The 11069-nt window shown below is 73.0% G+C and carries 11 protein-coding genes and 1 pseudogene; 6 read left to right on the top strand and 6 right to left on the bottom strand.

Features of this window, described 5'->3' with window-relative positions; all coding sequences use genetic code 11:
* Both ABD317_RS27080 and ABD317_RS27075 read right to left on the bottom strand, forming a co-directional pair.
* Positions 1 to 284, bottom strand: a pseudogene (locus ABD317_RS27080) (aminoglycoside phosphotransferase family protein); the annotation flags it as partial.
* A gap of 183 nt (positions 285 to 467) precedes the next feature.
* Complete coding sequence (locus ABD317_RS27075) at positions 468 to 1064, bottom strand: TetR/AcrR family transcriptional regulator (protein ID WP_344292884.1); 597 nt, start codon at positions 1062 to 1064, stop codon at positions 468 to 470.
* 96 nt (positions 1065 to 1160) lie between these two features.
* On the opposite strand from ABD317_RS27075, the gene ABD317_RS27070 reads away from it, so the two are divergent.
* Together ABD317_RS27070 and ABD317_RS27065 are read left to right on the top strand one after the other, a co-directional pair.
* Positions 1161 to 2204 carry an NAD(P)-dependent alcohol dehydrogenase gene (locus ABD317_RS27070; RefSeq protein WP_344292882.1) on the top strand — a complete coding sequence of 348 codons (1044 nt, stop codon included), beginning with the start codon at positions 1161 to 1163 and terminating at the stop codon, positions 2202 to 2204.
* A gap of 288 nt (positions 2205 to 2492) precedes the next feature.
* A complete protein-coding gene (locus ABD317_RS27065) occupies positions 2493 to 2939 on the top strand; it encodes a cupin domain-containing protein (RefSeq protein ID WP_344292880.1) in 447 nt (148 codons plus the stop codon).
* A gap of 108 nt (positions 2940 to 3047) precedes the next feature.
* Here the strand turns inward: ABD317_RS27065 and ABD317_RS27060 are convergent, their stop codons facing one another.
* Entirely contained in the window at positions 3048 to 3449 is a 402-nt protein-coding gene (locus ABD317_RS27060) for a MerR family transcriptional regulator (protein WP_051438491.1), read from the bottom strand.
* Between the two features lie 7 nt (positions 3450 to 3456).
* Positions 3457 to 4485 (bottom strand): MDR family NADP-dependent oxidoreductase, encoded by a 1029-nt coding sequence (locus ABD317_RS27055; protein ID WP_344292878.1) that lies wholly within the window; start codon positions 4483 to 4485, stop codon positions 3457 to 3459.
* 281 nt (positions 4486 to 4766) lie between these two features.
* Between ABD317_RS27055 and ABD317_RS27050 the strand changes: the two genes are divergently transcribed.
* The gene (locus ABD317_RS27050; RefSeq protein WP_344292876.1) at positions 4767 to 5522 is read left to right on the top strand and encodes a chitinase; all 756 of its coding nucleotides are present in this window, start codon (positions 4767 to 4769) and stop codon (positions 5520 to 5522) included.
* A 95-nt stretch (positions 5523 to 5617) separates the two neighbouring features.
* Positions 5618 to 6652 carry a chitinase gene (locus ABD317_RS27045; RefSeq protein WP_344292874.1) on the top strand — a complete coding sequence of 345 codons (1035 nt, stop codon included), beginning with the start codon at positions 5618 to 5620 and terminating at the stop codon, positions 6650 to 6652.
* Between the two features lie 82 nt (positions 6653 to 6734).
* Here ABD317_RS27045 and ABD317_RS27040 read toward each other — a convergent pair whose 3' ends face one another.
* Positions 6735 to 8696 (bottom strand): right-handed parallel beta-helix repeat-containing protein, encoded by a 1962-nt coding sequence (locus ABD317_RS27040; protein WP_344292872.1) that lies wholly within the window; start codon positions 8694 to 8696, stop codon positions 6735 to 6737.
* A 235-nt stretch (positions 8697 to 8931) separates the two neighbouring features.
* On the opposite strand from ABD317_RS27040, the gene yaaA reads away from it, so the two are divergent.
* Together yaaA and eda are read left to right on the top strand one after the other, a co-directional pair.
* Positions 8932 to 9729: a peroxide stress protein YaaA gene (gene yaaA, locus ABD317_RS27035; protein WP_344292871.1), complete on the top strand. Its 798-nt coding sequence runs from the start codon at positions 8932 to 8934 to the stop codon at positions 9727 to 9729.
* Positions 9730 to 9898: 169 nt separating this feature from the next.
* Positions 9899 to 10537 (top strand): bifunctional 4-hydroxy-2-oxoglutarate aldolase/2-dehydro-3-deoxy-phosphogluconate aldolase, encoded by a 639-nt coding sequence (eda, locus tag ABD317_RS27030; protein WP_344292869.1) that lies wholly within the window; start codon positions 9899 to 9901, stop codon positions 10535 to 10537.
* 1 nt (position 10538) lies between these two features.
* Here the strand turns inward: eda and ABD317_RS27025 are convergent.
* The coding region (locus tag ABD317_RS27025; protein WP_344292867.1) for a histidine phosphatase family protein at positions 10539 to 11069 on the bottom strand (531 nt) is incomplete at its 5' end.

The raw sequence follows: 11069 nt of genomic DNA, 5'->3' as shown, positions 1-11069 counted from the left end.
GGCGCGTCGTGCAGCTTCCGGACGGCGGCACCCGCCGCGGCCCACGCCGCCGGCGACTTGGTCGACGGCTCGCCGAGGCGGCCGAGCGCTGTCCCCGGGACCGCGGCGATCGCAAGCACGGACGGCTTGCGCCACAGGACCTCCGGGGTCGGGACCGGCGCCAGCGCCATCGCCTCAGCCTCGACGTCGACGCGCGCCTGATCGGCATCCACCTTCAGGAACACATCGCCGACGCGCAGGGTCGCGCGCTCCGAATGGGCGACGACGACTGCGACCTCATCCATGGGCACCAGTATCCCGGGGGTGATCGTCGACGTCGCCGGGTTTGCCGCGTGCGGTTGCGCGGCCGACCGCGTCCCACCGCCCGCGCGGCCTCGTACCCGACACCGGCCGCCGACCAGGTCCCCAGCGCCTCCCGGCTCGCCGCGCTGCGGCCGGGCGGCCGGAACGAAGACGAGCGCGCTCGCTCAGGCTCCCCCGTCCGGGGCGACGGCGCGTTGCACGCAGTCTCGGAGGAGGGCGCGCCGTCGGTCGTGCACGTCCTCGTCCTCCTCGGCATGGGCGGCGTAGACGTTGCTCACCGGCGACCAGGCCATGGACATGGCGATGACCACGGCCATCACGTCGAAGGGGTCTCCCTGCCTGACGAGCCCGGCGGCCTGGGCCTCTGCGATGGCGCGGAGTTTGTGGTCGTCGTAGCGGTCGTGGTCCGCCACGAGATTCCCGGTCGGGCGCCGCTCCAGGCGCGCCCAGGTCGCGAGCCGGATCAGATCCGGGCGGCTGAGGTACTCGTCGTAGAGGCGCACCGCCCAGTCGGCAAGGTCCGTGGCGTCGACGGGGACGACGTTGGTGATCCGCTCCAGTGAGGCCAGGAAGATCGTGTCGAAGAGCGCGTCCTTGTTTCCGAAGTAGCCGTAGAGCTGCGCCTTGTTGGTGCGTGCGGCGGCGACGATCCGCTCGATGCGTGCGCCGGCGATGCCGTGCTGGGCGAATTCCCGGGTGGCGGCATCGACGATGCGCTGGTACGTCGCGGCGCCGCGGCTGCTGGACGGCTGGTCAGCCATGCTCGGCACCCTAGCAGACAGACCTGTCTGTTTGCCTTTGGGCTCCCGTGCGCCTACGGTCAAAACAGACCGAACAGTCTGTCTAAGGAGCTGGTGATGCGTCCTACGACCGGATGGCGGGCGGACAGCGCGACCCGGACCCTGCGCCGCGCGGCGCTGGAGCGCCGGGATCTCCGCCCGGACGACATCGCGGTACGCGTCGAGTACTGCGGCGTCTGCCACACTGACCTCCACGCGCTGCGGGCGTACGAGAGCGACGCGAACGGCCCGCTCGTACCCGGGCACGAGTTCACCGGCGTGGTCACCGAGGTCGGCGGCGCGGTTTCCGGCTTCTCCCCGGGCGCCCCCGTGGCCGTCGGCAACATCGTCGACTCGTGCCGCGTCTGCCGCATGTGCCGGGCCGGGCAGGAGAACTTCTGCCGTGAGTTTCCGACCCTCACCTACGGCGGACCCGACCGGCAGGACGGGACGACCACGCTGGGCGGGTACTCCCGCGAGTACGTCGTCAGCCGTCAGTTCGCCTACCACCTCCCCGCGGGCCTCGACCCGGCCGCCGCAGCTCCCCTGCTCTGCGCCGGGGTCACCGTCTGGGAACCGCTGCGGGCGCTCGGAGTGGGGCCCGGCAGTGCCGTGGCCGTGGCCGGGCTGGGCGGCCTGGGGCACCTGGCGATCAAGATGGCGACAGCGCTCGGCGCCACGACCTCCGTCGTCAGCCGGACTCCGGACAAGGCCGGCGAAGCGCGCCGCCTGGGGGCGCAGGGACTCGTCGTGTCCACCGACTCCGAGCAGATGGAAGCGGTCCGCGACCGGTTCGACGTGGTCATCGACACCATCCCCGCCCCCCACGATCCGGCTCCGTACCTGCGGATGACCGCCATGGACGGCACGCTCAGCCACCTCGGCCACCTCGGACCGGTCACCGTGGACACCCTGGACCTGCTCATCGGCCGCAAGAAGCTCAGCTCCGCCGGCAGCGGCGGCCGCTCGTCCACCGCCGCCATGCTGCGCTTCTGCGCCGCGCACGGCATCACCGCAGATATCGAACTACTGCCGTCGTCCGAGGTGAACACCGCTCTCGAACGCCTGGAGCACAACGACGTCCGCTACCGCTTCGTGCTCGACATGTCCGACCTGGCCTGACCGACGGCGCGGCCTGTCCCACAGCAAGCCGGGAGCCAACCGCGACCGCGGTGCCGAGCAGAGGCGCCGCCGCCCCGGGAGCAGTCGACGGAGTCGACGCCACGCCAAGCCGTTTGACAGCCGGCAGCCCGGACATCGGCCTCACCCCGGACCCGGCACGTCCCGCGAGAGCGTTAGGGTCGTACGCGGGTGCAGACCGGCGCCGTCCGCCGTCCGGACAACGCCTCGGCACAGCCGCCTGGTTGGCGGCGCGCCCCGGAGAGAGCCGACCCCGGCGAGGAGCGATCGATGAGCAGTGGAGAACGGCCGGAGACAGCGGAACTGCTCGACCTCCAGCCCCACCCGGAAGGCGGCTGGTACCGGCAGACCTGGGCCAGCGACATCACCGTGGCCCCCGAGGGGTACACGGGCGGCCGGGCCACCGCCACGGCGATCTACTTCCTGCTGACGGCAGGCGAGGAGTCCGCCTGGCACACGGTGCGCTCCGCGGAGCTGTGGCTCTGGCACCGCGGCGGCCCCCTGCGCCTGACCATGGGAGGAGACGGCGACACCCCCGGCGGGCGGCCGACCCAGGTCGTCCTCGGCCCCGACCTCGCCGCCGGCCACCAGCCCCAGGTCCTCGTCCCTCCCGGAGTCTGGCAGCGCGCCGAGCCCGCCGGCGCCGAGGAGGTCCTCGTCAGCTGCATCGTCTCGCCGGGCTTCGACTTCGCGGACTTCCGCCTGCTGGAGAGCTGACCGCCATCGCGCACTCGCCTGGAGCGCCCCTGCGAGGGACGGGTAGCCGTGCGCTCCCCCCTGCCGGCGTGCCGGGCGAACGGCTCAACGATCCTTGACCGGCCGACGTCAAGACGACCCTGGGAAGAGATGCCGGTCATGGCACGCCGGCCGCAGGTGGAGTTGTTCGAGCTGATCGCGGAGCCGGGTCAGCCGGGCGATCTCGGCGTCGAGGACGGCGATGCGGTGACCGACGACTGCGCCCGCGTCCCGGGTGTCCGGCGAGCCGCAACGGGGCGGCGGGTACTCGCTGACCTCGTGCAGCGTGCGGGCGCGGGCGGCCAGGTCGGCGACGGTGAGACCGAGCGCGAGCAACTCGCGGATCACCCTGACCCGGGCGAGGTCCGGCGGGCCGTACTCGCGCTGGCCGGTGGCGCTGCGCGGCGGCGGCGGGAGCAGGCCGCGCTGCTCGTAAAAGCGCAGGGCTCTGGGGGTCGTGCCGGTCGCCGCCGCCGCGTCGCCGATCCGCATCGTCTCGCTACACCTCCACCACGACCGCCCCGAAGTGGCGACCTGCCATCACTTCCTGCAACGCCCGGGGCGCCGCGTCGATGCCCGGGACGCGCACGTACGGAAAGCGGATCTCACCGGAGCGCAGCCATGTACCGAAGCGCGTGGTCCACTCGGCCTCGGCGGCGGGCAGGTCGGTGGCGCTGAAACCGCGTAGAGTCACGCCCTTGACGACGATGCGGAACGAGTCGAGTTCGACCGGGGCGCTGCCGCCGGCCCGGCCCGCGTCCAACTGGCCGGATACCGCGCCGACCAGCGCGAACCTGGCGTCCTGCCGGGCGGCGCGGAGCGCGGCGGCGAGAAGTGGGCCGCCGGTGGTGTCGAGGAGTACGTCGATGCCGCCGGGCGCGGCGGCGGCGAGCTGGCCGTCGAGGTCGCCGTGGTCACGGCGGATGACGGCGTCGCAGCCGAGTTCCTCGACGAGGCGGCGTGCCTTGTGGTCCGAGCCGGTGGCGCCGATCACCCGGCCCGCGCCCAGCAGGCGGGCGATCTGCCCGGCGAGGGTGCCGACCGCGCCGCTCGCGCCGGTGACGAGTACGGTGTCGCCCGCGCGAACCCCGGTGAGGCGGGTCAGCGAGCGATATGGCGCCGCGCCCTGAGCGAGGTGGGCGACCGGGTCGGGCAGCGCACCGTCGAGCACGGTGCAGCCGTCCTCGGGCACCACCGCGTACTCCCGCCAGCCAAGGAAGTGCCCGACCGCGTCACCGGGGCGCAGCCTGCCGCCGTCCGCCGCCGCGACGACCTCGCCCACGGCGGAGCCGAAGAGCACGTCGCCGGCGTGCAGCGGTGGCAGCGGCACGTCGCCACCGGCCTCGCCGCCGATGAGGGTGCGCAGGCCGGGAAAGACGAGGAAGTGGCTGTTGCGTACGAGCACCTCCCCGGCCGCGGGCGGCCGGACCGGGGTCTCGGCGACAGTGAGGTCGGCCGCGGTCGGCAGACCGTCCGGTGCCGCGGCGAGCCGGACTTCGCGGGCGGTGCCGGGCAGGGTGGTGGGCATGGGCGTTCCTCCTGGTGCGTGAGAGCGCGGGGACGCTAACCCCTGACCCGGACGTCAGGGTCAAGTCCCGCCGCTACGCCCCAGTTGCCCGGCCCGCCGACGCGGAAGCGGTCACCGGCCCGTGGTAGCCGGTGGGAGGGCGTGCAAGGCGACAAGTCGACCTGATCGTAAGCCATTGGTCTACACCTTGTGTTGGTGCAGACCAAGATGATTGACTGCGCCCCGTCAAGCTCCAAACGCCGGCGTTCGCGCCGGTGACCCCCCACCAGGAGAGTGATGAGGTGCTGAGGAAACTCGGAACAAAGGTCAAGGCACTGCTCACGGTCGGCGCACTCGCCGCGGCGCTGGCCGTCGTCGTGCCCGTGACCGCGTCGGCCGGCGAGGGAGGCGAGGACCGCGTGGACGGGGCGGAGGCTGCCGCGTTCGTCGTCAGTGAGGCGCAGTTCGAGCAGATGTTCCCGGGGCGGAACGCCTTCTACACGTACCGGGGGCTGACCGACGCGCTCGGCGCGTACCCCGCGTTCGCCACCACCGGTGACGAGACGACGCAGAAGCGGGAGGCCGCCGCGTTCCTGGCGAACGTCAGTCACGAGACCGGCGGGCTCGTGCACATCGTCGAGCAGAACCAGGACAACTACCCGCACTACTGCGACGCGTCGCAGCCCTACGGCTGCCCCGCCGGGCAGGCCGCGTACTACGGGCGCGGGCCCATCCAGCTCAGCTGGAACTTCAACTACAAGGCCGCCGGCGACGCGCTCGGCATCGACCTGCTGAACGACCCCTGGCAGGTGGAGCGGAACGCCGCCGTGGCGTGGCAGACCGGCATCTGGTACTGGATGACGCAGTCCGGGCCCGGGGCGATGCCCGCGCACGACGCCGTCGTCGGCGGGCACGGCTTCGGCGAGACCATCCGGGCCATCAACGGGTCGATCGAGTGCGACGGCGGGAACCCCGCCCAGGTGCAGAGCCGGATCGACAAGTACACGCAGTTCGTGCAGATCCTCGGCACGACCCCCGGTGACAACCTGAGCTGCTGAACCGAACGCGGCCGGTGCGGGCCCGTCCGTCCCGAGAGGGACGGGTCCGCGCCGCCGGACTCCCCCACGCACCCCACCCCCCACTGGAGGCAGTTGTGGCACGCGCACGAACCCGCAGGAACCGGAGGATACGCAAGCGGCTCGTCGGCATCGCCGGCGCTGTGTCGCTGGCCGCGGGCGGGCTGGTCTTCGCCGTCACGGAGGGGGCGGCCGGCCCCGAGCGGCCGCCCGCCGCCGGGAGCACGGCGGCCGTGCCCGCGCACGCGGTCACCGGCTACTGGCAGAACTTCGACAACGGCGCCACGGTGCAGACCATCGCCGACGTGCCGGAGGCGTACGACATCGTCGCCGTCGCCTTCGCCGACGCGACCGGCACCCCCGGCCAGGTCGACTTCACCCTGGACCCGGCACTGGACTACACCGAGGACGCCTTCAAGGCCGACATCGCCGCCAAGCAGGAGAGCGGCAAGTCCGTCGTCGTCTCGGTCGGCGGCGAGCGCGGCGCGGTCTCCGTCAACGACGCGGCGTCCGCGGACGCCTTCGCGACCAGCATCCTCGGGCTCATGGAGGAGTACGGGTTCGACGGCGTCGACATCGACCTGGAGAACGGTCTCGACTCCACGTACATGACGCAGGCCCTGGAGGCGATCCACGCGGGCGCCGGCGACGGCCTGGTGGTGACGATGGCGCCGCAGACCATCGACATGCAGTCGCCGGACAACGAGTACTTCAAGACGGCGCTGAACATCAAGGACTTCCTCACCGTCGTCAACATGCAGTACTACAACAGCGGTTCCATGCTGGGCTGCGACGGCCAGGTCTACGCCCAGGGCACGGTCGACTTCCTCACCGCGCTCGCCTGCATCCAGTTGGAGAACGGGCTCGACCCCTCGCAGGTCGGCCTCGGCACGCCCGCCTCGCCGCAGGCGGCCGGCGGCGGGTACGTGGACCCGGGTGTGGTGACCGACGCGCTCGACTGCCTGACCCGGGGCACCGGCTGCGGCTCGTTCCAGCCGGAGCGGACGTACCCGGGCCTGCGCGGCGCGATGACCTGGTCGACCAACTGGGACGCCAGCAACGGCAACGCCTGGTCGGACACGGTCGGCCCGCACGTCGACGGGCTGCCGTAGCCCCCGCCCCTGCCGCGGTGGGCCGGCCGGGACGCGGAAGTCCCGGCCGGCCCGCCCCGGGGTGGCGGGTGCGGTGCCGGTGTCAGCCCTCCCGGCCGCGGGCCGGGGTGCCGTTCTCCGCGTCCGGCCAGCCGTTGATCACGAACTGCGAGCCCGGCTCGACGACGACGTCGCCCTCCGCCGAGTCGGTGATGGTGACGTTCGTGAGGTTCGCGCTGCCGCGGGCGCCGCCCATGGCGAGGATGCCGGCGCCGTTGTTGGACTTCTCGATCGTCACGTTCGAGATGTTCACGTTCGGCATATCGCCGCCGCCCGACTTGAACTGGATCCCGTCGTACGTCGAGTCGTGGATGTCGGTGTCCTTGATGGTCACGCCCGGGATCGGCTGGCCCGCGGGGAAGAGTGTGATGGCGCCGAACTCCTGCGCCTCGCCCCAGAACGCGCCACCGCAGCGGTACAGGGAGTTGCCCGAGATCACGGTCTCGCCCGAGAAGGGCACGGGGTCGTGGTCGGTGGCGAGCATGATGCCGGGGTAGTTCGCGGTGTCGGAGATCAGGTTGTTCTCGACGGTGTTGCCGTAGCCGCCGTAGATCGCGACCCCGTTCGCGCGCCAGGGGAGCTGGATGGTGTTGTTCCTGAAGCGGTTGTCGTGGCCGATGTCGGTGGCCGGGTCCTTCACGTACTTGCTGGCCCAGACGGCGAGGGAGTCGTCCCCGGTGGTGCGGAAGGAGGAGTTGACGACCTCGGAGTTGCGGGTGCCGTTGGTGAAGTTGATGCCGTCGGCGTACGTGTTGCGGATGCGCATCCCGCTGAACTTCAGTCCGTCGGCCGGGCCCCACAGCTCGGGCCTGTTGGAGTAGTCGCGGCCGACCCAGACGCCGACGTTGGCGTGCTCGATCCACACGTTCGAGATCTCGGTGCCGACGCCGAACCGGCCGTTCAGGCCCACGCCGCCCTCGTGGCCCCCGTCGCCGCCGCGGATGGTGCCGGAGCCGAAGATGGCGATGTCGGAGATCCGGGTGTTCCTGTCGATGTCGAAGCCGAAGTTGCCCTCGTGCGGGTGGTTGATGCCGTCGGCCTCGTGCGGCGGGGTGAGCGTGGAGAACTGCGAGTGCCACATGCCGGCGCCGCGGATGTCGACGTCGCGGATGCCGACCTGGTTGTACTGGCCGCCGGCGAGGTCCTCGGTGAGGATCTTCTGCTCCTGCCGCCACTGCCCCGGCGGGACCCAGACGCACTCGATCTCGCCGTTCTGGTCGGCGGTGACGGCGGACTGCAGGGCCTCGGTGTCGTCGCCGCCGTCGTCGGGCACGGCGCCGTACTCGGTGATCGACGTGCAGGCGGCCGGCTTCTCGGCCGGCGGCGCGACCTGCTCCAGGTCGATCAGGTCGATGACGTAGAACGCGGCGCTGTCGTCGGCGTCGCGCTGGAGGCGGAAGGTGGTGCCCTCCGGGTAGCTCTGCTCCAGCAGCGCGTGGGACTCGTCGAAGAGGCGGCGGGCGTCGTTCTGCGGGGTGTTGGTCAGGCCCTCGGGGTCGTCGGTGGTGCCGTACAGCCAGCTGTGCTTGGACGACAGGTCCAGCTTCTGCACGAACGCGCCGTTCGCGTAGAGGCTGAGGGTGGCGTCCAACCCGCCGCCGCCCGGGGCGTCGGGGATGGAGTTGCGGACGACGATGGAGTTGGTCGGCGCGGTCGAGGTGAACTCGACGTACTGACCAGTGTTCTCCAGCCGCACCGACCGGCGGCCCGAGGACTCCGAGCCGAAGTTGGTGTGCCCGAAGGTCCGCTTCGCGTCGGCCTCCACCAGGGTGCCGTCGTACGTGCCGGCCTCGGCCTCGTACTCCACGTACGGCAGTTCCGCGCCGGCCGCGCCGGCCGCGGCGGCCGCGGCCCCCGTCCCGGCGGAGCCGCTGCCGCCGGTGCCGCCACCCTCGGGGGCGATACCGGCGAGGGCCTGGCCGGAGAGGGGCAGGACCCCGACCGCGACCAGGCCGAGCGCCGGTATCCCGACGGCCACCCGCCGTCTGAGCTGCTTCCACTTCATGGTGTCCTCTGTTCTGTGGGGGGCTGACAGAGCGCGTATGCCGCTCTCTTGCAAGAGATCGACGTAAGTTTGCGTAACGGGGTCAATCTCTTGCTGATTGGCAGTCAGAGTTTTGAGGCAGGTCACGGGTTTGTCAATGGTCCGCGCACGGCGCCTTCTCCGGACCGCGGGCGCGGCGCGGGTAGGCTGCCGGACGGCGGAGGGGGAACCGGAAACATCACCGCGGGAGGAATTCGTGCTCGTACTGCTGCCGCCGTCCGAGGGCAAGGCCGAGGCCAGGCGCGGGGCCGCACTGAAGCTCGACGCGCTCTCCCTGCCCGGGCTCACCGCCGCCCGCGAGGCCGTCCTCGACGAGCTGGTCGCACTCTGCGCCGCCGACGAGGAGAAGGCCGCCGACGTCCTGGGGCTCACCGACGGCCTGCGCGGCGAAGTCGCGCGCAACGCCCGGCTGCGGACCGCGCCGGCCCGCCCCGCGGGGCAGGTCTACACCGGCGTGCTCTACGACGCGCTCGGCCTCGCCACGCTCGACCCCGCGGCGAAGCGGCGCGCGTCCGCGTCGCTGCTGGTCTTCTCCGGCCTGTGGGGCGCCGTCCGCATCGGCGACCGCATCCCCCCGTACCGCTGCTCCATGGGCGTACGCCTCCCTGCCGCCGGCCCGCTCGGCGCCTACTGGCGCGGCCCGCTCGACGCCGCCCTGCCGGCGGCGGCCGGCCGCGGGCTCGTACTCGACCTGCGCTCCTCGGCGTACGCGGCGGCCTGGCGCCCGCGCGGCGAGCTGGCGGCGCGCACGGCCGCGGTACGGGTGCTGCACGCGACGGTGGTCGACGGGGTGGAGAAGCGGTCGGTGGTCAGCCACTTCAACAAGGCGACGAAGGGCCGGCTGCTGCGCGACCTGCTGACCGCCGGCGCCAGGCCGCGCACTCCCGAGCAGTTGGTCACCGCGCTGCGCGACCTGGGCTACCGGGTGGAGGGCGAGGCACCGCGGCGCGCGGGGCAGCCGTGGCAGCTGGACGTGGTGGTGACGGAGCTGTAGCCGCCCCTCTGGCCCTCATTCCCGCACCCCCGCCCAGGGTAGGCCGCCCCACCGACAACGCAGCGGCCCACCGGCAACGCGGGATCCCGCCGCCACCGGGCGGACCCACCGGATTGCACCGTACGCAACGTGCGTTGCACCGCCGCGACCGCGGCGGCACGATGACGACGTGACCACTGACTCCGCCCCCGCCTCCGTCCTCGGCCTCGCCCCCGTCATCCCCGTCGACGTCCTCGACGACCCCGCCGACGCCGTGCCGCTCGCCCGTGCGCTGGTCGCCGGGGGCCTGCCCGCGGTCGAGGTGACCCTGCGCACGCCGGCCGCGCTCGACGCGATCCGGGCCATCGCCGCCGAGGTGCCGGACGCGGTGGTCGGCGCCGGCACCGTGCTGAGCGCCGGGGCCGTCGACGCCTCCGCCGCCGCGGGCGCCCGGTTCCTCGTCAGCCCCGGCACCACCGACCGGCTGCTGGCCGCGATGGCCGCCTCGGGGCTGCCCTGCCTGCCGGGGGTCTCCACGGCGTCGGAGGCGATGGGCCTGCTGGAGCGCGGGGTGACGGAGATGAAGTTCTTCCCGGCGGAGGCGTCCGGCGGGGCGGCGTACCTGAAGTCCCTCGGCTCGCCGCTGCCGCGCGCCCGCTTCTGCCCGACGGGCGGGATCACGGCGGAGTCGGCGCCCCGGTACCTCGCGCTGCCCAACGTCGGCTGCGTGGGCGGCACGTGGATGCTGCCGCAGGCGGCGCTGGCGGCGAAGGACTGGGCGACGGTGGAGAGGCTCGCCGGTGAGGCGGCGGCGCTCGGCGGGGGCTGAGTCAGCGCAGGTGGGCGGTGTCGTTCAGGAGGCGTACGCTCGCGTGCCCGTCCGCGTAGTACGCGACCTCCGACAGCGACGCCGCCGACAGCTCCATGCGGAACAGCGACTCCGGCGGGGCGCCCAGGGCCAGCCGGACCAGGGTCTTGACCGGGGTCACGTGGGTGACGAGGAGCACCGTGCGGCCGGCGTAGCGGGCGAGGATCTTGTCGCGGGAGAGCGCGACGCGGCGGCTGACCTCGGCGAAGGACTCCCCGTCGCCGGTGGGGGCCGCCTTCGTGGAGCGCAGCCAGGCGGCGAGGTCGCCGGGGTGGCGCTCCTGCACCTCCGCGAACGTCAGCCCCTCCCAGGCGCCGAAGTCCGCCTCGCGCACGCCGTCGTCGACCCGGACGTCGAGCCCGAGCCGGCCGGCGACCGCGTCCGCGGTCTCGCGGCAGCGGCGCAGCGGGGAGCTGACGACGGCCTGGACGGTGCCGCGGGCGGCGAGGTGGGCGGCGGCGGCTGCGGCCTGGGCGCGGCCGGCGCCGGAGAG

Origin of the sequence: Streptomyces synnematoformans (assembly GCF_039531005.1) — a bacterium.
Lineage (GTDB): Bacteria > Actinomycetota > Actinomycetes > Streptomycetales > Streptomycetaceae > Streptomyces > Streptomyces synnematoformans.
The sequence above is the reverse complement of the archived record's forward strand: the minus strand, read 5'-3'. Positions and strand labels throughout refer to the sequence as shown.